16 protein-coding genes and 1 pseudogene are annotated in these 22,498 nt (G+C 39.1%); 5 read left to right on the forward strand and 12 right to left on the reverse strand.

Annotated elements, in window-relative coordinates; all coding sequences use genetic code 11:
* Positions 1-109 precede the first annotated feature (109 nt).
* The 6 genes from nqrF to HMPREF9969_RS04500 all read right to left on the reverse strand — a co-directional run bounded on the left by nqrF (position 110) and on the right by HMPREF9969_RS04500 (position 6,160).
* A complete protein-coding gene (gene nqrF / locus HMPREF9969_RS04475) occupies positions 110-1,378 on the reverse strand; it encodes an NADH:ubiquinone reductase (Na(+)-transporting) subunit F (protein ID WP_009434662.1) in 1,269 nt (422 codons plus the stop codon).
* Between the two features lie 7 nt (positions 1,379-1,385).
* On the reverse strand, positions 1,386-2,012 hold the full coding sequence (nqrE, locus tag HMPREF9969_RS04480) for an NADH:ubiquinone reductase (Na(+)-transporting) subunit E (protein WP_004360385.1): 627 nt from the start codon (positions 2,010-2,012) through the stop codon (positions 1,386-1,388).
* A 2-nt stretch (positions 2,013-2,014) separates the two neighbouring features.
* The gene (locus tag HMPREF9969_RS04485; protein ID WP_004360386.1) at positions 2,015-2,644 is read right to left on the reverse strand and encodes an NADH:ubiquinone reductase (Na(+)-transporting) subunit D; all 630 of its coding nucleotides are present in this window, start codon (positions 2,642-2,644) and stop codon (positions 2,015-2,017) included.
* Between the two features lie 27 nt (positions 2,645-2,671).
* A complete protein-coding gene (gene nqrC / locus HMPREF9969_RS04490; RefSeq protein WP_009434655.1) occupies positions 2,672-3,385 on the reverse strand; it encodes an NADH:ubiquinone reductase (Na(+)-transporting) subunit C in 714 nt (237 codons plus the stop codon).
* Positions 3,386-3,402: 17 nt separating this feature from the next.
* Positions 3,403-4,554, reverse strand: a complete 1,152-nt coding sequence (locus tag HMPREF9969_RS04495; protein WP_009434649.1) for an NADH:ubiquinone reductase (Na(+)-transporting) subunit B — start codon at positions 4,552-4,554, stop codon at positions 3,403-3,405.
* Positions 4,555-4,810: 256 nt separating this feature from the next.
* Positions 4,811-6,160 carry a Na(+)-translocating NADH-quinone reductase subunit A gene (locus tag HMPREF9969_RS04500; RefSeq protein ID WP_009434659.1) on the reverse strand — a complete coding sequence of 450 codons (1,350 nt, stop codon included), beginning with the start codon at positions 6,158-6,160 and terminating at the stop codon, positions 4,811-4,813.
* Positions 6,161-6,296: 136 nt separating this feature from the next.
* On the opposite strand from HMPREF9969_RS04500, the gene HMPREF9969_RS04505 reads away from it, so the two are divergent.
* The 5 genes from HMPREF9969_RS04505 to HMPREF9969_RS04525 all read left to right on the forward strand — a co-directional run bounded on the left by HMPREF9969_RS04505 (position 6,297) and on the right by HMPREF9969_RS04525 (position 15,374).
* Positions 6,297-10,769 carry a translocation/assembly module TamB domain-containing protein gene (locus tag HMPREF9969_RS04505; RefSeq protein ID WP_009434665.1) on the forward strand — a complete coding sequence of 1,491 codons (4,473 nt, stop codon included), beginning with the start codon at positions 6,297-6,299 and terminating at the stop codon, positions 10,767-10,769.
* Between the two features lie 110 nt (positions 10,770-10,879).
* On the forward strand, positions 10,880-12,664 hold the full coding sequence (rpsA, locus tag HMPREF9969_RS04510) for a 30S ribosomal protein S1 (RefSeq protein ID WP_009434666.1): 1,785 nt from the start codon (positions 10,880-10,882) through the stop codon (positions 12,662-12,664).
* A 284-nt stretch (positions 12,665-12,948) separates the two neighbouring features.
* On the forward strand, positions 12,949-14,301 hold the full coding sequence (locus HMPREF9969_RS04515; RefSeq protein ID WP_009434663.1) for a TIGR00341 family protein: 1,353 nt from the start codon (positions 12,949-12,951) through the stop codon (positions 14,299-14,301).
* A 344-nt stretch (positions 14,302-14,645) separates the two neighbouring features.
* Positions 14,646-14,951, forward strand: coding sequence for a YtxH domain-containing protein (locus HMPREF9969_RS04520; RefSeq protein ID WP_036895029.1), 306 nt, complete (start codon positions 14,646-14,648; stop codon positions 14,949-14,951).
* 36 nt (positions 14,952-14,987) lie between these two features.
* Positions 14,988-15,374, forward strand: coding sequence for a hypothetical protein (locus tag HMPREF9969_RS04525; protein WP_009434653.1), 387 nt, complete (start codon positions 14,988-14,990; stop codon positions 15,372-15,374).
* Between the two features lie 248 nt (positions 15,375-15,622).
* On the opposite strand, the gene HMPREF9969_RS04530 is transcribed toward HMPREF9969_RS04525, so the two are convergent.
* From HMPREF9969_RS04530 to HMPREF9969_RS04555, 6 genes and pseudogenes are all read right to left on the reverse strand, one after another.
* Positions 15,623-15,877, reverse strand: a complete 255-nt coding sequence (locus tag HMPREF9969_RS04530; protein ID WP_009434647.1) for a GlsB/YeaQ/YmgE family stress response membrane protein — start codon at positions 15,875-15,877, stop codon at positions 15,623-15,625.
* Between the two features lie 1,009 nt (positions 15,878-16,886).
* Complete coding sequence (gene drt3b, locus HMPREF9969_RS04535) at positions 16,887-18,803, reverse strand: antiviral reverse transcriptase Drt3b (protein ID WP_009434648.1); 1,917 nt, start codon at positions 18,801-18,803, stop codon at positions 16,887-16,889.
* Positions 18,800-19,990 carry an antiviral reverse transcriptase Drt3a gene (gene drt3a / locus HMPREF9969_RS04540; protein ID WP_009434670.1) on the reverse strand — a complete coding sequence of 397 codons (1,191 nt, stop codon included), beginning with the start codon at positions 19,988-19,990 and terminating at the stop codon, positions 18,800-18,802. The genes drt3b and drt3a overlap by 4 nt, the downstream gene beginning before the upstream one ends.
* Before the next feature lie 423 nt (positions 19,991-20,413).
* Complete coding sequence (locus HMPREF9969_RS04545; protein WP_009434661.1) at positions 20,414-21,475, reverse strand: relaxase/mobilization nuclease domain-containing protein; 1,062 nt, start codon at positions 21,473-21,475, stop codon at positions 20,414-20,416.
* Positions 21,459-21,868 (reverse strand): annotated as a pseudogene (locus HMPREF9969_RS13305) (hypothetical protein). Before HMPREF9969_RS13305 ends, HMPREF9969_RS04545 begins: the two are co-directional and overlap by 17 nt.
* Before the next feature lie 377 nt (positions 21,869-22,245).
* Positions 22,246-22,498, reverse strand: a 253-nt coding sequence (locus HMPREF9969_RS04555) for a DUF3408 domain-containing protein (RefSeq protein ID WP_009434657.1), incomplete at its 5' end; no start/stop codon positions are given.

The raw sequence follows: 22,498 nt of genomic DNA on the forward strand, positions 1-22,498 counted from the left end.
TAAATTGGAATATCCTCACGTATCTGACGCAGACTGATGGTATAACCCAACTTCTCAAAGATAATCTAAAAGGCAGAACCCTTACTTGGAGTTCTGCCTTAAATTATATCTATCCGAAGTTGTCGTACATGATTGCATCCTGATCAACACCGATGCTGTCAAGATAATCTGTAACAGTCTTGATAAGCATTGGAGGTCCACAGAGGTAGTACTCACAATCCTCTGGTGCCTCGTGATTCTTTAGATACTCATCACGGATGCAGTTTACTGCAAAACCAGTGTAATACTTCACGCCAGCCTCATCAGCCTTAGGGTCTGGACGGTCAAGAGAGAGGTGGAAATGGAAGTTAGGATATTCCTTCTCAAGCTCCCAGAAGTCCTCAAGGAAGAATGCCTCACTGAGTGAACGCGCACCATAGAAGAAGTGCATCTCACGGTCGCGAGTGTGGAGGGTCTTTGTCATGTGCATAATCTGCGCACGCAAAGGAGCCATACCAGCACCACCACCAATCCAAATCATCTCCTTACCAGAAGTGAAGTTAGGATGGAAGTCGCCATAAGGACCACTCATCATCACCTTATCACCCTCCTTAAGAGAGAAGATGTAAGTAGAACCAATACCAGTTGGTACGTTCTGGAAACCAACCTGCGGACGTGGCAGGAATGGAGGTGTTGCAATACGAACAGTCAGTGTGATGATATCACCCTCAGCTGGATAGTTTGCCATAGAGTAAGCACGAACAGTTGGCTCAGGATTCTTTCCCTTCAGAGAAAGGAGGTTAAACTGCTTCCAAGGACCGAGGTATTCTTCACCGATATCGTTCTTATCGAAGTCCTTATCATAGTCAATGCAGTCGTAAGCTGGAATAGAAATCTGTGCGTAAGAACCTGGAACGAAGTCCATGTGTTCGCCAGGAGGCAAGGCAACCTTGAACTCCTTGATAAAACTTGACACATTCTTATTAGAGATAACAGTGCACTCCCACTCCTTAACGCCCATGACAGACTCAGGAACCTTGAGTGACATATCACCCTTCACCTTACACTGACATCCGAGACGCCAATGATCTTTAACCTCCTTACGGCTAAAGTGAGGACGCTCTGAATCGAGAATCTCACCGCCACCTTCTACTACCTGCAACTTACACTGGCCACAGCTACCCTTACCACCACAAGCAGAAGGGAGGAACACACCGTTCTCATTCAGCGTAGACAGAACTGAGCTACCCTGATCAACGGTCATCTCCTTATCACCGTTAATTGTTATCTTTACCTTTCCGCTTGGGCTGAGATACTTCTTAGACACAAGCAAGAGAATCACCAACACAAGGATGGTGATAAGGAATACCACAATACTTATTGTTATGAATTGTCCCATTGTTTACTTAGATTTTAAGACCTGAGAAGCACATCATTGCCATTGCCATCAGTCCTACTGTAATAAATGTGATGCCAAGACCCTGCAAAGGCTTTGGTACATCAGAATATTCCATCTTCTCACGAATAGCACCCATTGCCACAATAGCCAATGTCCAGCCAAGACCAGAACCTGTACCATAGACAAGTGCATCCCATACAGTACCGATATACTGTGTGCTTGCTGGGTCAAGACCGATACGCTGCTGCATAAAGAGTGAAGCACCCATGATAGCACAGTTAACGGCAATCAGTGGAAGGAAGATACCCAACGCACCATAAAGTGAAGGTGAGAACTTCTCAACAGCCATCTCCACAATCTGTACGATACCAGCAATGACAGCGATAAAGAGAATGAAACTAAGATAAGTAAGGTCAACACCCTCTGCAAGACAGTCTGGTCCGAGAACCTTAGTCAGCAAAAGATAGTTGATTGGTGTGGTAACAAGCAACACGAATGTTACGGCCACACCAAGACCCAATGAAGTCTTTACGCTCTTTGAAACAGCAAGGTATGAACACATACCGAGGAAGAACGCAAATATCATATTGTCCACAAAGATGGACCGGAAGAATAAACTAATAAGATGTTCCATAATTACTTCTTGTCTTCTTTATAGAAATATGCACGATGAACCCAAATAACACAACCGAGAAGGATGAGTGCCATTGCTGGCATTGACATCATTCCGTTGTCCATATAACCTGCATCATAGAGGCTTTGTGGGAGAATCTTGAAACCGAGCAATGAGCCACGACCAAAGAACTCACGAACAGCACCTACAACAACAAGTATCATAGCGTAACCCAAACCATTGCCGACGCCATCAAGGAAACTTGGCCAAGGCTTGTTTGTCATAGCAAAAGCCTCAAGACGTCCCATAAGGATACAGTTGGTAATGATAAGTCCTACGTAGACAGAAAGCTCTACACTGACATCGTAAGCTACAGCCTTAAGAATCTGACTAACTACTGTTACCAGAGCAGCAACAACCACCAACTGTACGATAATACGAATACGGTTAGGGATTGTGTTACGGATAAGTGAAATAATAACATTAGAGAATGCCGTGATAATTGTAACGGCAAGTCCCATAACAATCGCCGGCTTCAGCTGTGAAGTTACGGCAAGGGCAGAACAGATACCGAGCACCTGGACCATAATTGGGTTGTCCAGATTCAGCGGATTGCTGAACACCTCTCTATTTTGTTTTGAGAATAAATCCATATTCTTATTGTTCTAAAGATTAGAATATTATTTGCTGTTCAGGAATTTAACATAAGGCTGAAGTCCACCCTTGTCTGCATGGAACATCTCTGTTACACCATTACTGGTAAGTGTTGCACCTGTTACGGCATCTACCTGCGTAGATGGGTCTTCGATCTTCTTTTCAACAGCAAGTGCTATCTTCTGAGTATCGTTTCCACTAAAGAGATGCTTACCCTTGAACAAATCCTGCCATGCCTTGTTGTCTTTGATTTCAGCACCGAGACCAGCAGTCTCACTCTCGTGGTTAAAGTAAGCACCAAAGACGGTTCTCTTATCACCATTGATAGCGATGAAACCATTGATAGGTCCCCAAAGACCGTTACCATAAACAGGGATAACATACTTATCTTCACCGTTTACCTTGCAACGGAACAAAGCGAGTTTGCCTTCCTTGGCATCCTTACTATTCAACTTAAAGCCGGCATCAACGCCACCCTGCTTTCCAGCCTCAACGACCTTACCATCTGCATTGATGATATCATCTGCTATGATAATCTGCTTCCAAAGCTTAACAGCCTCCTCATTGCTCATATCACGATTCTGATTGAGTGCAAAGAGAATCTGCTTCTGCTGATCAAGCTGTACATTAGCATCCTGCATTGGCTTCAATGCTTGGAACACGAAAGCAAGCAAAAAGGCTACAATCAGCACGAGGATGGCAGAATAGATAATTGTATAAGAATTACTATTTGTTTTCATTTCTTCGTCCTCCTTATTTATTTAGCACGCTTTGCGCGCTTGCTGATGTTTGACTGAACTACACAGTAGTCGATGAGTGGGGCGAACATATTACCAAAGAGGATGGCAAGCATCATACCCTCTGGATAACCTGGGTTCAACACACGGATGATGATAGCCATCGCACCGATGAAGAAACCATATACCCACTTACCTGTCTCTGTACGTGCTGAGGTTACTGGGTCGGTTGCCATGAATACTGCACCGAAGCAGAAACCACCTAAGACGAGGTGTTCATACCACTGAATTGGTGTTGCACCAGTTGAATGGAAGATAAGTCCCATCACGGTTCCACCAAGGAATACGCTCAACATTGTCTTCCAGCTGGCGATGTTTGTCCAAAGAAGGATTACAGCACCGATAGCGATAGCGATAACAGATGTCTCACCCACAGAACCAGGAATGAGACCTAATACCATATCACATACAGATGCGTTCACACTTGTTCCCTGAGCTATCTCACCCAATGGGGTTGCCATAGTGAAGCCATCAGGCAAGGTGTAACCAAGTCCGAAGATAGCATCCTTTGCCACCCAGATACTGTCACCAGTCATCTTACTTGGATAAGAGAAGAAGAGGAAGGCACGTGCAGCTAATGCTACGTTAAAGATATTCATACCTGTTCCACCAAAGATCTCCTTTGTGAAGATAACAGCAAAGGCCACTGCAAGCACAAGAATCCAAAGAGGTGTGGTCACAGGGATAATCAATGGTATCAGAATACCTGATACAAGATAACCTTCCTGAATCTCCTCACCCTTCCACTGTGCCCAAGCAAACTCAATACCTAAGCCGACAATGTAAGACACAAGAATCTTTGGCAACAGGGCAAGCATACCGTAGAGGAACATTCCCCAGCAGGTAGCATCAGCCAACTTACCAGCTGCTAAAGCGTTCTGATAGCCGATATTGTACATACCGAAGAGCATCGCTGGTACCAATGAAAGTACCACCAAACTCATAATTCGCTTCGAGTCAATAGCGTCATGGATAGAAGTTCCGCTCTTTGATGTCTCGTTAGGAACATAAAGGAACGTCTCGAAACCATCGTAGACACTCTTGAAAGCGTGAAGCTTTCCGCCCTCCTCAAAGTTTGGGCGTATCTTATCGAGATAATTTCTTAAACTCATAATACTTTTATTATAGGGTTCTTAAAGTCCAAAAAATCAGTTTCCAAATTGTTACAAAGCTTTTGTAATGCTATTACAAGTTAGCTGTAATGTTATTACAAGCCTTTTGTAATGTTACTACAAAGCATTTGTAATGCACTCATCAAGCATGGTTTACATCCTTTTACGTCTATAACAGCTGATGGGATTATCATTAATAACACTTTGAGAAACTTTATTTAAAACTATAGTTAAAGTTATTGTGGGCTTTTGACCCCTATGCATTCTCTTTTCTAAGGATATCTAATCCCTCACGAACAATCTTCTGCAATGGTAATTTTGAGCTATCGACAAACTCTGCAAGAGCGAAGTCTTCAGGACTTACTTCATAAATACCCAATTCTTCTTGACGGTCAATATTACCTGAGATAATTGATTTTACGAGATACTCACCATAGATATCCATGGGTAATACCTTATCATACTCTCCGCTCATAATCATGTGACGTTCACCACCTTTTATACGAGCATCAAGATCATAAGTCTTCTTTCCTTGCAACCAAGTGAAGTAACTACGTGAGGTTGAGAAATCTTTGAAACGAGGAAGCATCCAACCGAAGATTTCATGTACATCATCACCCTCTGGGATTAATGTTACCTCAGAAGTATGTGCTCCAAGTACAGCCTCTTCAGACGCAACAACACCTGTAAGAGGATTACCATTTAGAACTCTCACATGGCAACCATCAGCAATATTATCTGCCAAAATATCCTTCAAAGGAGTACCTACAAGAGCATCAACATATCCCGTCTGTTTCACCTTACTACCTGCAATGGCTACACGACGCATAAGAGAAACCTTACCAGTATTGAATAATCGGCCAAAGAAAATAACAGCAGTAGGATCTACTGTCCACACGATTTCGCCCTTATTAACAGGAGAAATATTGTTCACTTGCACACCAACATTACCAGCAGGACATGGCCCATCAAAGACATTTACGTTAACATCCTTAGCGTTCACTAAAGCATTAGCTGATTGTTTCGCGCCAATACCGAGATAAACAGTTGCTATCTTAGACAGCGCTGTTAAACCCGTTTGGAAGTCCTTCTCCTGTCCTTTCAATTCAAATTCAAAGTCGCCCTGCAATGGTTTATCACGAAGAGCAGAAACAAAGATAGCCTTTGGTTCCGTGTCTGGTCGAGTTGAAACAGCATAAGGTAACTGATTGATATAACCAAACAAACCCGCTTTTAACAAAGAACTTTTCACCTCTTCAGCAGATAAGTTATCTACTTGCTTAACACCGAAGTCTGTAAATTCTTGTTGATTATCAGCTTCGATTTTCACACGCAGCACTTTACGTCTCGCTCCACGTTCAATGGCCGAAACTATACCGCTCACAGGTGAAGCAAAACCTACATCAGGGCAACCCTTGTCCACAAACAGCGAGTCGCCAGCTCGAACATGTTCACCCTCACGAACTACAACTTTCGGCGTTAAACCTATAAAATCATCCGGCACCAATGCGTACTCCTTAGATGATTTTACAGACAACATCTGCTCTTGTGCACGTCCTGTAAGGTTAATGTCTAAGCCCTTTCGTAACTTAATTACATTTGCCATAACAATTATATAAATGCGATATTATCTTATTTCATTCATGAATATTGTGCAAATGTAGCAAAATTTAAGGAGATTAGGAACATTTATATGTATTTATTTCAGCGCAAAATGTTTTTTTAGTAGTTTTGCAAATGCATTGAAGAAGCTTAGAACCACTTTCCGATGGATTATATGGACTTTAGTTAGTCTTTATATTGTCTTGATTGTATTGTTGCACATCCCAACAATACAAACTTTTGTTGCGCATAGAGTAGCAGATGCTGCTTCAACAAAGCTAGGAACAGAAGTTCGTATTGGGCGTATAGACCTCGGCGTTTTAAATAGGTTTATCCTCGATGATATTCTTATTTATGATCAAAACAAAAAGAAGATGGTTTCGGCCTCTCGTATTGGCGCAAAAATTGATATTATGCCATTACTCCGTAGTGGAGATATTAATATCTCTTCTGCACAGATCTTTGGATTAGACGCCAACTTATACAAAAAAGATAAGGATGCCAAGCCTAACTTTCAATTTGTCTTAGATTCTTTAGCTTCCAAGGATAATAGTAAGAAAACCCCATTACACCTAGCCATTAATAGCCTTGTAATTCGTAATGGCAAAATTAAATATGACATATTAGACGCTCCCCAAACGCCCAATAAGTTCAACATTAACCATCTTTTGTTAAGCAGTATATCCTCACACATCATTGTGAACAAGCTGGATAATAACTCTCTTTGGGCTAATCTCAAATCCTTGTCCTTTAACGATGCTTCTGGAATAAGCGTCAAACAACTTACATTTGAAACAAAGATAGACCAACACCAAGGTTTTATCAATGATTTTAGCCTCATATTACCTAATAGCCATGTGAAGTTAAAACAATTATCTACTCATTACCAATTAGAAAATAAGAAACTAATAAATAAAAGTTTAAAATATTCTATTAAAGGATTTAAGGCAGACTTAACTCCTTCTGATTTTGCACCTTTCACAGATGACTTGAGAAGCCTTCATACAAACTATTCCACTACTTTGGAGGCAAAAGGCACATACGATGATGTTAGAATTGGACTTTTATCCATAAAGAATGAAGATTTATCAACATTATTACACGCTAAAGGTTGGGTTAATAATTTACACCATAGACCTAATTGGAAATTCTCTCTTAATCCGATAACAATAAACAATGCGACATTAAAAACCATTGCAAAACTTCTACATCAAGCAATCCCTTCAACACTTAACAATCTTGGTGATATTTACTATAAAGGTTCCGTATCCTCTATTGGAGGAAATCTTAATGCACATGGAACATTAAGAAGTAGTGCTGGAGAAGTACGATTAACAGCCAATGTTTATGGTAAAAACATTCGCGCGAAAGTAAATACATCTAACTTTAATCTTGGGCGAGTACTAGCTAATCCTGACTTTGGAATGATTAGTACAAATATCTTCGTTGATGGGAAAACTAACCTTTCATATATATTAGCAAAGGGTGACATCTTTTCTTTCGAATATAAAGGATATAACTATAAAAATGTTCATCTCAACAGCTTATATAAGGAGGATGCCTTTATAGGAGATTTATCTATCAATGATCCTAATGGAAAGTTAGCGATTAAAGGAAAAGCCTATAACATCTTAGCATTCATCAAAAAGAGAGAAAGATTGTCTGCAGATATATCTATCAATGCACAAGGAGTTAATCTTGCCGCATTACATTTGACCAACACACTAGGCAATAGAACGTTCTCATTTAAAAGCCAGATTAAAGGGTCTGGTTCTAATATTAACAACATAATAGGAACGTTGGATGTCTCTCAGTTCATGCTCAATGGAGACAAAGAAAATATAAATCTTGACCACATCAATGTGGTCATGAACAATGGACTTATTGCCAAATCTTTAAAAGCAAAGACCGACTTTGGAGAGATTGATATTAATGGACAATATAATTACCAATCACTTCCTCAGAGTATTATCTCCGTATTAGGACATTATCTTCCAAGTATTGTCAACCAGCATCCCAACTACCACATGGTAAAGGATCGGAATGCTTATACGTTCTCTTTGAAGCTTAATAACACGCAATTAATCAATCAATTACTTAAGACTTCTATCATTTCTCCCTACCCTATTGTAGCTAGCGGTGCTATAAATGAAGGACGAAATGAAATAAAGTTATCTCTTGATGCAGCAGATCTTACCTATGCTGGGCAACAATTACAAAACTTATCTATTGATATTTCTACGCTCTCAGAAGGTCTATTAGCTCGACTATCTGGAGAAAGAAAGGGTGCTAAAGGACCACACATTATAGTTGATGCAGAAGGACTCATTAAGAATAATACAATTAGTTCTGATGTAAATTTCCAAATTCCTGGTCACACTGCATTGTCTGGAGATATCAATAGTATTGTGGAATTTACTCATCATAATGGTGATTTGGAGACACAATTACACTTCAATCCTTCTAAGATTAATATTGATACTATCACATTAAATGTTCTTCCATCTGACTTATCTTATAGGCGAAACAACCTTAACATCAGTCATTTTGAAATATCTAATCGCAACCAACATCTTATTGCGAATGGTGTTACGTCAGGTAATATGAACGATTCCATCACCGTAAAGTTCAAAGAAATAGACGTACCCTATATTCTAGACCTTGCCAATTTCCATAGCGTAGAGTTTTCTGGTACAGCCTCTGGCACAGCCTCTATCAAATCTTTCTTCCATCAACCTAAGATGGAAGCTAACCTCGAAGTGCACAATTTCAAGTTTGAGAAGGGAGATATGGGAACACTCTACGCCAATGTAAACTACGATAAGGAAGGCAAAATCGGTATTGATGCACATGCGGATACTGACGATGGGGCATTAACAGAAATCAAAGGATATGTGGATATAAAAAATAGTTATATCAACCTTCCTATTTACGCACATAACACACATTTATCATTCCTCAAGACCTTCTGTGATTCTTTCATGGATAAAATAAAACTTAGAGCTAACGGGTGGTGCAAGGTTGTTGGTCCGCTAAGCGATGTAAATCTTGAGGGTGATATGGAGGCTAATGGCAATGTTTATATCAAACCAACAGGGACAACATACGATTTAATGCGGGGACGCATACGCATCATACCAAATGAAATCATCTTTGCCAACGACACTATTACTGATCCTTATGGGCATATCGGAATTGTTTCAGGAGGGTTACATCACAATAGTTTGAGGCACCTAACCTATGATATAAATGTCGAAGCACAGAATCTTCTTGCTTACAACTTCCCCAAACATCTGGGCAAAGAGTCTTTCTGGGGCATCGTATATGCTACAGGTAATTGTCACATAAAGGGTGGTCCAGGCACAACGACATTGGATGTAGAAATGAAGCCTTGCAAGAATACATTCATTACTTACAATGCCGCTACAACCAATGACGCTGGAACAAACAACTTTATCCATTGGTTAAATACACCAAAGGACAGTATAGAAAGTATCTCTTCAGAGACCAATGAGACACAATCAGTACCGACAAAGACAATTTCATCACCACGTCCTATATCAAAATCGGGATTTGCAAACATACCTAGTGACTTGCACATGAATTTCATCTTGAAGACTAACCCTAACCTAACATTAGGCGTCTTAATGGATGAAACGACTGGTGATAACATCAAACTTAATGGTTCTGGTATTATTCGAGCCACCTACTATAATAAGGGAGCATTCCAGCTCTTTGGTAATTATAATGTAGATTACGGACAATATAACCTCACCATCCAGAATATTATTAAGAAGCAGTTCATATTCCAACAAGGTTCTACTATCGCTTTTGGTGGCGATCCATTCAACGCTGCATTAGATTTGAAAGGTGTCTACACAATTAACTCCGTACCATTGAGCGATTTGGGGCTTGGCAATTCTTTCAGCTCTAATAATACGAAAGTGAATTGCCTACTAGATATAAATGGAACGCCTGGCGCACCTTCCGTCAACTTCGGCCTCGATCTCCCTACCCTATCTTCAGATGCACAACAAATGGTACGTTCTGTATTAAACTCTGAACAAGAACTGAACCAGCAGGTACTTTACTTACTTGCAGTCGGACGCTTCTACCCACAGAGTAACAATAATAGCACAGCACAAGGCAATAGAACTCCAAGTGGAGCTTCGCTCGCTATGCAAAGTCTTTTATCAGGAACTCTCTCTCAGCAAATAAACACAGTGTTGTCCAATGTGATAAACACCAACAACTGGAACTTCGGAGCAAATATTGCTACAGGTAATGAGGGATTCGATAATGCTGAATATGAAGGAACATTATCAGGTAGCATGCTTAACAACCGACTCTTATTCAACGGACAATTCGGTTATCGTGATAATGTAGCAAAGAATAATTCCTCCTTTATCGGAGACTTTGATATTCGTTATCTCTTATCACCTAATGGAAATATTGCATTCCGATTCTATAACCAGACAAATGACCGATACTTCACACGCAATTCTCTCACAACACAAGGAATAGGTCTTATCTTGAAGAAAGACTTCAATAAGCTAAGTGATATTTGGAAGAAGAAGAAGAAAAAGACAAAAAAACGTAGTCAAAAACTCTGATATTCAGAATATTATTAGTAACTTTGCACCGATTTGGGTATATTATCCCCATTTCATACAAGGTAATATAAAGTCAAACTTTATTAATTAAATTATTTTTTAAACACTTTATGACAAATTTCAAAGACGTCCAGAATGTACAGCCTTTAGCTGACTTCAACTGGGATGAGTTCGAAAATGGTTCACAATCCGTAGCTAGTAAGGATGACCTTACAAAGGCTTACAACGAAACTCTTAACAAGATCCAGGAACACCAAGTAGTTGAAGGTACTGTTATTTCAGTTGACAAGAAGGAAGTAGTTGTTAACATCGGCTACAAGAGCGATGGTATTATCCCTGCTTCTGAATTCCGTTACAACCCAGATCTCAAACCTGGTGATAAGGTAGAGGTTTATGTAGAGAGCCAAGAAGACAAGCGCGGTCAGCTCGTTCTTTCTCACAAGAAGGCTCGCCTCCAGAAGAGCTGGGAGAATATCAACAAGGCACTGGAGAACGACGAGGTTATCCAGGGTTACATCAAGAGCCGCACTAAGGGTGGTATGATTGTTGACGTATTCGGTATCGAGGCATTCCTTCCTGGCAGCCAGATTGACGTTCACCCTATACGCGACTACGACGTATTCGTTGGTAAGACAATGGAGTTCAAGGTCGTTAAGATCAACCAGGAGTTCCGTAACGTAGTCGTTTCACACAAGGCACTCATCGAGGCTGAGCTCGAGGCACAGCGCAAGGAGATTATCTCTCACCTTGAGAAGGGTCAGATCCTCGAGGGTACCGTTAAGAACATCACCTCTTATGGTGTATTCGTTGACCTCGGTGGTGTTGACGGACTCGTACATATCACTGACCTCTCTTGGGGCCGCGTAAGCGATCCACATGAGGTTGTTGCTCTCGACCAGAAGATTAACGTTGTTATCCTCGACTTCGATGAGGAGAAGAAGCGTATCGCTCTCGGTCTCAAGCAGCTCACTCAGCACCCTTGGGATTCTTTGGATCCTAACCTCAAGGTTGGCGACCACGTTAAGGGTAAGGTAGTTGTTATGGCTGACTACGGTGCATTCGTAGAGATTCAGCCAGGCGTAGAGGGCTTGATCCACGTTTCAGAGATGAGCTGGAGCCAGCACTTGCGTTCTGCACAGGAGTTCATGAAGGTTGGTGACGAGGTTGAGGCAGTTATCCTCACACTCGACCGCGACGAGCGTAAGATGTCTCTCGGTATCAAGCAACTCAAGGAAGACCCATGGGAGGCTATCGAGGTTAAGTATCCAGTAGGCTCTAAGCACATCGCAAAGGTTCGTAACTTCACTAACTTCGGTATCTTCGTAGAGCTCGAGGAAGGTGTTGACGGTCTTATCCACATCAGCGACCTCTCTTGGACTAAGAAGGTTAAGCACCCATCTGAGTTCACATCACAGGGTTCTGAGATTGAGGTTGTTGTTCTCGAAATCGATAAGGAGAATCGTCGCTTGAGCCTCGGTCACAAGCAGCTCGAGTCTAATCCTTGGGATGAGTACGAGGCAATCTACACTCCAGGTTCAATCCACGAGGGTAAGATTACCGAGTCTATGGACAAGGGTGCTGTTATCACTCTCAACGAGGGTGGTGAGGGCTTCGCTACTCCAAAGCACCTTGTTAAGCAGGACGGCACACAGGCACAGCTTGGTGAGGTTCTCCCATTCATGGTAATCGAGTTCGTTAAGGACACTAAGCGTATCATCCTTTCTCACTCTCGTACATTCGAGGAGGTTAAGGAAGAGCCACGTCGCCAGCGTCCAGCAGCTCAGAGCAAGCCAAAGAATGATGCAGCTGCTATCAACAACGTTGCAGCAGGTACATCTCTCGGCGACCTCGGTGTTCTCGCTGACTTGAAGAAGAAGATGGAGGGTGGCAAGTAATTTGCACACTAAAATCTAACATAAATAAAAAGAGTATCAAGTTTTCTTGGTACTCTTTTTTTTATTCTCTTAGCTCTTTGTTGATCAGAACATCTATTCATATATAGGACTATCGTAATTGCATATTGGCTGTACACTACAACGGAGCCTTAACTTTACCAATCTTGTTCTTATGTGAAACGAAAAGAATGTACGCTCACAAATACCAGCCCACGCCCTAATAGTTAATCAAGAAACTGCTTGAAACTTTCCATTAAATTCAGTATCTTTGCAAAAAAAACGAAATGCAGGAAAATAACAATCAAACTTTATGGCAGATAATTAAGAGTTATTTCAATGTCTTACCTGACAAAGACGGCGAAAAATATGTTATTAAACAAATAACTAATGGCATCAACTTTCAAGGTTCTAATCTCTGGATACTTATCTTTGCCGTATTTATTGCATCCTTAGGCTTAAATGTCAATTCAACAGCAGTAATTATTGGTGCTATGCTCATCTCTCCACTGATGGGACCAATCATCGGCATGGGATTAGCTATTGGAATTGCTGACTTGGACTTGTTCAAACAGTCCATAAAAAACTATTTGGTAAGTACGTTCATTAGCGTTGTTACTGCAGCAATCTACTTTACACTTTCACCTATCACGGATGCTCAATCCGAACTCTTAGCACGCACATCGCCTACCCTTTATGACGTATTGATAGCTCTTTTTGGTGGTGCTGCTGGATTCTTAGCTACGTCAACAAAAGGAAGAAACAACGTGGTGCCGGGTGTTGCCATTGCCACAGCCTTAATGCCACCCCTTTGTACAGCAGGTTATGGTCTTGCTGTACAAAACACATCCTACTTCTTTGGGGCATTTTACCTTTATTTCATCAATACTGTTTTCATTGCTTTTACAACCTGTCTTGGTGTACGCTTTCTGCATTTTCATAGAAAGCAGTTTATCAATCGTGAACAAATGAGACGAGTAAATCTTTACATCGTCAGCATTATCATTATCACAATTATCCCTGCAAGCTACATGACATGGAACATCATTAAGCAAAGTGTATTTGAAAATAACATAGAGAATTTCGTTACAAAGGAACTTAATTATAGCGGAACAAACATTCTCTCACACCAATACGACCTAAAAACCAAAACCCTCCATGTGGTAGCGGTGGGCAATCCGATATCAACTGATTCGATAGCTAAAGCACAAAAATCGATGACTAATTATCAGCTTGATGGCTACGTACTAAAGGTGATACAAGGATCTAACTCTGATAGCTTATTACTCCTACAGCACAAGAATAAAGGTCAGTTGATGGTAGGAGAAAAAAATACGGCTGAATGGCAAGAACTTGCATATAACAACGATGTGCTAAAGAAGGAACTAACTTCTTATACACGTTATGCAGTACTTGCTAACGACATGCGAGAAGAACTTAAAGTCGTATGCCCCTCAGCAAAGAGTATTATGCTTTCAAAAGCATCTGAGTCTTTCGTTGATTCTGCTTCAATAAAAAATCATATCGTGGCTATAGTCAAAACAAACAAGACACTTGCCAAAGACAACAGAAAGCAGCTATATGACTGGCTGAAAGTGAAAGTCAAATCTGATAGCCTTGAACTAATTATTTTACCATAATAATAGTACAATACAAGAGTAAGAAGTACCAAACCATCACGGGTTTGGTATTTTTTTTATACTTACATACATAAACAAAAACACTAAAATTGAATGTAGAAGATAGTTATATAGACTTGACTTTTTTTGTAAAAATTGTATTGCTATCAAGTAAACATTGTTTTTAAAAGGCACTGATAGTGATTTTTATTAATATATAAAATATTATCACAATAACCATGAGAAAATGTTATTCTTTATAAAATTACCACACACTTCGCGCATCAATATTGCTTATATCAGATTTATTTGTTATATTTACAACGACAGTATATTTTTAAACTAATTAAAACATATATAAGACTATGTCGAAAATTGGAAGCATTTTATTAGGAGTAGCAGCTGGAACAGTTGCAGGTATAGGTGTACTTTTTGTACTTGACAAGGATAAAACCTTATGTAAAAAGAATTCTATAGGCGATAAAGTTGATGAACTAAAAGACCAAATAGATAGTTTTACAAGAAAAATGCGTGATAAATCTATGGAGTTAAAAGGCACTTTAGAAGAAAAGGTTGACAATCTTTTATCAGATTCAGACAGTAAACCTGAAGACCTTGTTAAGCTATTAGAAAAGAAATTAGCATCATTGAAAGAAAAAGTTAAGAAATAACTTAGCTGATTAGTAAGCCTTAAAATCAAATTATTTATGAAAAGAATCTTCAGTTTAGCTACTTTGATTTGTTTATTCATAGTAGCTCTTACTTCAATCTCTTGTAGCAAGACAGATGACCCTGCAGACAATGACATCTTTGTAGGGACATACAAAGGAAGAATCACTTATTCAGGTGATAAAATAAAGAAAAGTGCCGATAATGGTTCTATAACCGTCATTAAGGCAGCTGGTAGCTACTATTTTAGATTTTCAGATGGAATCCCTGACCTTAAAGGCGTAACCTTTAAGAAGGAAGGTGACCACACTTTAGTAAACATCGACTTGAAAGAAGGCGTAAAAATAATTAGAATCAATGCTTCATCATTGAATATTCTATACACTAAAGATGGCAAAATATGGACTGCTAACGGAAAGAGATAGTAGAGAGAAAACATAAGAGTAAAGCCCCAAAATGTATGACATTTCGGGGCTTTACGTTTATTAATTATTTAACTATAGTAGTGTTCCTACCATCTTTTATTTTTTTATCAGTTCCTTGTCTGTCTTTATAACTTATCATAGTCTGCTGCTACGCCTGCGCTACAAAGCAAAACGTCTACTCAATGATAAAACAATATATATTTAGGCTCTAACGACTTATTTGTCTTAAAACACCCACTTTTGTGTCCTTATTTTTTCTTTCCAAACACAATATTTAATAAGAATAAAACCACAACAGCACCTATAGCACCCGTGATGATAGAACCTATCCACCCGTCACCAAGTGAAATATGAAGCACACTTCCTAAAAGCCAAGATCCGACGCCACTTCCAAGAATACCAACAATGATATTTCCAAAAAGTCCTAAACCGCTACCTTTATAGATAAGTCCACCTAACCATCCTGCAATGGCTCCAATAATAAGTGATGCAATAATGCCCATAAGCTTTAAATTTAATGTCTAACACAAAGGTAAGAATTTTACCTAAAAATGCAAACAAAAACAAGATTACTTATCCTTATAGCACAAGCGTATAAAACTTCTTACAAGGTTACTACCTAAACCATGCTTGCCAAATTATCACTTTAGAGATAACAATATAGAGTAAACACGCATTAGCAAAACTCTATATTGACTTCGCATGGTAAATCATAGAAGAAAGGTCAAAGATAGTTCTGCGTAAATTCCATTATTAAAAAGACTCAACAACTTATCTTAAAACACGCAATAGATTTCGAAAAAACATTACAAAATCAACAGACTATTTCACTTTAAAAGAAAGGAAAATTCATCCTTTTAGCATCTTTACAACAATCTGTTTATCAAGTTATTACAAAATAGCAGGGTAAGATAATTGTTAAAATGTATCTATTTGAAAATAAATAAGTTACCTCACCGAAGGAACAAAATAGGTAACGATTTGGAAACGAGCGAGCTACTTCAAGTCGCTGTATTCTACCTAACAAAGAACGCTTATTATTCTGTCTGCAAAGATAATACTTTGTTACCGAATAACAAGCGTTTTTTAAGAAATATACCTGCTTGTGCACTTCGATTTGGAAAGTATGGTTTAACTCCTTAATAATATCTGAAACTTCTGTACTTAACAGATAATATATATATGTATAGTCATAAAAAGAGAAAAAATTCTATATATCAAGAATGAAACTTTGACTATATTAACTTGATTTAATTTATAGCTAATAGTTCGAATAAATATAAATAAAGCGGAATCAGCAACAAGCCTTTGGGGGTCATTAGTGTGTGGGGATTATACCCCTCGTTCTCTCTTTGTTGCAAATGCATTCGTTGAGCAATAATTCAGCACACGCATGCGCTAAAATTAAGTCAGCAACTCTAATTGAACGTATATTCTTTGGTCGTATTCTTGATCATGGATGACTTCCTCAGAACTGTCTCTTCGGGCTTTTGCTGATTCCGTATGTTCATCTTATTCGTATGGAGAATGATATTCTTTTTTAGATAACAAATCAGATAAGTCACATTTTTTATCCCAGTTAAAGAACCATCTCTTCGTTTTGTTATAAATATTCAATTTATTATACGCTGTGTTTTCTTTATATCCACACGCTTCCATTAATATATCCTTTCTTTCACTCTTCGTGAAAAAAGGGCAGACTAAAGCGTCAAAGAAAAGCATTGTAGTGTCTGCATGCCACATCGAATTTTCTTCTTTAACTCGATGTTTGATTTCTTCTAAAATATTAATTCTAATATCATTATAGTTTGTATCCCTACCAATAATATATAATAGAGTACATATCTGAAAATAGTTTTGATGCTTGTATTCCGTTATACAGCCCTCAGTAATATTGAAGAGTCTAACCAATTGTGTTCGTGGTATTGGTGTTTTCATTATATGACTGAGACACAGTATCAAATTAAGTACTTCGAGATTGGTTTCGTTACTTTTTCTATTAACCTCGTAAATATCCAAACAGCGTTTTACTTCACGATATATTCTATTTTCCAGTTCTGGCAATATAGTTTTGTCAATACATTTTTCTGCCCATATATGCAGTTCGTTCAAAATACGGCATAGTTTTATGGAAGCAGAAGTATTCATATCCAAAGAGAAGACATAAAAAGCGATTTCAAGATACATCAAAGGTAGTTTAGAAGTTGCATTAATAGCACTTTCCTTCTTCGATTCTTCACATAGTTGTGAGACGAGTAATGCAAGAAAATATCTATTCAATATACCATACTTCTGATTATACCTAAACGTAATCGAACGGAATTTGTTTACGACGGATGAAAAGGTGCTCATCTCATTCTTTACAATATGCTTGTATTTATGATTTTCATCCTTCAATAACCAGTGTTCGGAAATATTGGATATTAGTTCGTTAATTTCTCGTTTTGCAACAGATACATTTGAAACGAAAGGTCGCTCCAAAAATTCAAGTTTACTCTCGTTAATATAAAGCTTGTAGAACTGGAATTCTTCTTTATAGACATCAAGTATTAAGCGCAGTACTTCTTCGCTATTTGCGTAAATATAATGGTCATCGATATATCTTCTGATTTCATAATCACGACCGAGTTTTAAAGAATATGGCTCTTGCTTAAGGCGGTTGAGCACATTGACATCAATACGTTGCAAGATAATTTCTGCGAATATTCGAGAAATCTCTGGACCGACAATTATCCCATTCGTTTCATTGTAGTTTGTATGCTGCATAAGGGTATCAAAAGCATTTTCAAAGGTTGGTTTGCCTATTTGAGCCTTAGCTTGTTCCTTGCCCTTAACAGCCCATGTTATAGTATGAGTATATATGTGATAGAAGCAACTGGCAATATCCATCTTCATCAGATTGGTGTACTTTTGTTCCAAACGAAGATAATCGCCACTGGTAAAGAACTTATACATCATATCGTAACGCTTATAACTGAAATACGAACGGTATCGTTTCTCCACTTCATCATCTAAAATTTCTATGCGGTTCTGTTGTTCCGGAGCATCCATAGTTTCCGTTTCATCAGTCTTGAATATACATTTGGCACACTCTGATATGTATCGAAGAGAAAAGGGACTATTACTACAAAGTGAAAGCATATAGCTATCATGAGATTTATAAAACTCAGCGCATTGCAATTGAGTAACAGGATGCATTAAACTAAGTTTACGGCTCTTGTCTCCACCATATTTACGGACTGAGTAATCGAAAGGAATTGTCCATTCATTTAGTTTTCCCCGGAAGGTCTCATTGAATATATTTTGCAAATCTTCATCTTGCATATTGAGATAGAAGCCTTCGTTGTCAAGCATCAAAGGAAGTTCATATGGCAAGACTTCAGTTAGAAGAACTCTGTATGTGTTATTTAGATTTATATCCTTACTCATCGCCAACAATTAGTTATATCTGCAATCATTGCAGAAGTAAAGTAATGTCTTACATGTCTTTCAAAACCAAAAACAAAAGAATATTTGGATAGTTCCTTTTGCTGGATAACAGTCATCTGTATTCTCAACCTTGTTCCTAAGCGTCCCGTTCTGCAATGCAACAATCTCTGGTAGTACTTATCAAGTTCATATAATGAATTTTTGGAGGTTATCATATTATAATTAAAGTAGATTCCAATTCTGATTGGTAATAAAGTAGAGGGATTATAGATTGTGAAGTTGCCTGTAAGAAATTTTATTCTGTTCTTTAGTTTGTCGAAGTCCCCATCTTTGGCAAAGCGCACAAAGCTCTTGGTTATGCGGGTCTTTATGATATTCACTTTCTTATCAGCTATGGTTATTTCTATAATATTCTTTTCTTTGGGAAAAAATGTATAACCAAGATAGGTAAGGTTTAAAATCTTCTGTTGGTTATCCCACTTATATGACTTAGATTCATTAAGTTGTAGCCCTATATTACTCAATAACTTAGGAATCTTTATCCAAATATTTTCTTGCGAAATTTTACTGCTGCAAAATATTATGATATCATCAACAAATCGTGCATAGTAGAATACACCTTCCATTCTGCGAATCTCCAAATCAAAATACTTCATATAAAGTTCTGACATCACAGAACTTATACTCAATCCACGAGGTAATCCTTTCTTCTCGGAAATACTTGGATTAGCAAAAAGATTTTTGAGAAGACTGATAGACTGATAATTCAAACGTCCATCTTCTTGGAAACGCTCCATAAGTAGGCTGCGTTCAATGGATTCATAAAAATTTCGTATATCAAGACGAATAATCCACTTATGAGACCCATCTATCAATAACGAAACCATCTGTTTCACGATTAGGTTGCGATTAGACTGACCAATTCCATATATGCGCTTGATATTTTTATATAGCTTACGCAAAATCAAATTTTGACAAAGGGAATCCAAAGAACCTTTGGGATGGTTATTGAGGAATAAGTCCCACCAGGCTTTTATTGCGAACTGGTATGTACCATCATTTATGCTATTGCCAAGGAGTAAATCCACCTTCTCAGCAAAATCGTCCTTATTTAATCTACTATTCCTACGTTCACTTTGCGTAGTACAGGAGTATAAGTTATATGGTGAGAATAATTGTGAATACATTTGTCCTTCATTTGATTAGCAACGAAATGTGATAATATTACTCATTTACACCCCAGACATCATGTTTCAGAACACTTGTCAGTTCTTTGTGGAGAAAGGAAGTTCTACGATACGTTGAGTATCGATAAAATATATGACATTTATAATGCTTCTTGACTTCCATCTTTCTGCAATAGCTATTGAATCATCAATGATGATTCTCTTTATTCTTGCAAAGTTAACATATTTACTTCACATAAAGTATATTTTACAGAAATATTTTTTAATTATTATTCCTTTTTAGCGCAATGCTCTACGAAGCACCTAAGATAGAGGTAAACCTACTTTTGTTTTACAAAACATAATCAGAGAATCCACTCAAAACAACATTTGATAATTGGAATAAAGAATGTCACCTGAGTTACCGAACTTCTACTCTTATAGTTATAGCCCTCTTCCTCGCTTCTTCTTTCTGTTCGCTTGATTTCTGAGTTTGCGCTGCCATGCAGTTTCGGCATAGTCATCGCCTTGTGCGGTTGGTGTAATCAAATCGCCTAACCCTTCCATCAGTTCATCGGCTGCACTAACAATGGTGTCTGCCACTGTACTAATAGGATTCTGCATTCGTGGGGTGTCATTGTCTCGTGAGATAGAGGAACGGCTTGGAGGTACGAGTTGGTAACCTGTATCAGGTTGTTCTTTCCTTTCTGTCGGCTCTTGTACTGTTAGATGTGGTTTCCTTGATTCTTCCTTGTTGGTTGTTTCAAAGTTCTTTTGCAAGGAATGGTAGCCGAACTCCCTGCCTATCTCGGAAGCTTTGAATGTCTGTCCACAGTAGGAGAACTTCAAACCATAGACGTTACCCTGCTTATTCTTCATGCGCTCTATGGCAATGTTGTTCTTATTCAATTCGTAGAGAAACATGGAGTGTCCCGTGATGCCTGTACCTTTGTACTTATCAAGCAAGGCATAGCAAATCTTCTGCACCTGCTGCTTCGTCTGTTCTCTCGTAGGATTGGTCTTTGCTTTCTGATGCTTCCTCTCCGCCTTAATCTCCCTTGCGATGGTCAAGCCTTTCTCTCTGCTTATTTCCTCCGCCACTCTCGCTGCCCTGTTGCTCACAAAGGTGGTATCATAGACTTCTCCATAAAGACTGATGCGGTTGGCAATGATGTGGATGTGCATATTGTCGGTGTCCTTGTGCGTTACAGCTACCCATTGGTGATTTCCAAGCCCCATCTGTCTGGCAAACAGATGAGCTATTCCCATAAGCTCGGATACAGGCAGTCTTTTCTCGTCCTGTGGTGCTATACCGATTTCAATGCGGAGGAACTTGTTTCTGCATCGTGTGTTGTAATCGCTGACCACTTTCATTTCCTCATAGATAGCCTTCGGCTCTCTGCTGCAAAGATTATGGAAGGCAAGCCGACTACCGAGTTTGCCTTCCATAAATATATAGTCCAGAGCCGTGCTGCCGTGCGCTATCGCCTTACATTTTCCTATCATTTCTTGTTAGATTTAAGACTTTATATACCTCATCGTCCACACGAAAATGCGGGTCGTAAAATCGCTTAAATGCTTCTTTGGCACATAGAGAAAGATTCTTTGTAATATGTAGCCAATCCTCGTTCTTGACCTTGATGAGATTGGAAACCTGCCCATAGAACCTTCCTGTATGCTGAAGTATGGCAATGGCTTCCCTTTCATTGTCGGTCATCTTGGGAACGGCTGCCACCTCTCCACTTAGGAGTATCTCACGGCAGTAATCGGAAAACTTACGCCCGCACTTTCGCCTTTGACTTATACGTGCTTTTCCTCTAGGTCATCTTACTTGATGAACTCTTCTTGTTCATCCTCTGTTCTTCCTTATCGTTGCTGCCATCGGGCAGCTTTTTTTATCTGTTCATATAAGTTCTTGAAAGTTAATCATTAGATGTTCTTGTCTTAATTCGAACTGACCGATGAGAACGGAGTGATTACGGTCTTATCTCCCCGACAGTCTGACGAGGGGAGCAAGAGCAGTTTGTGGGTACAAACTGACGTCTTGCAATGCTACCGAACAAACCATTTACGCTTAAAACGTTTTATAGCTTAAAAACGAATGCCGTGCATTCTATGACTAACTGCATTCGTGGCATTCTCATAGAGAACTAAACCGAAGAAGAAAAGGTAGACCCTTTTAGCAAAAAAGGTAGACCTATTTGCTCGAAAAGGTAGACCTATTTTGAAGAAAGGGTAGACCTTTTTCCAGAAAACCGTCTACCTTTTCTTACGGCTTACAGTCTTCTCCATTTCTCTATGTCCTCACCATAATCCTCCAGATGCTGACGAACGATGTTCTCCACGAAGCTTGAAAGGTTGCTGCCTCTGTCGCCTAATCTACGCACAATAAAGTCGGCACGTTCCTGTGTCTCCCTGCTCAGATAGACAGCCTTACGATTGTTTAACTTAGTCGGCACAAGATAGGCTTGCTTGTAGGCTTCAAGTGTTTTCTTTCTCATCTTGGCACTGATGCGTTTCTGAATGGTT

Origin of the sequence: Prevotella sp. oral taxon 306 str. F0472 (assembly GCF_000257925.1) — a bacterium.
GTDB classification, from domain to species: domain Bacteria; phylum Bacteroidota; class Bacteroidia; order Bacteroidales; family Bacteroidaceae; genus Prevotella; species Prevotella vespertina.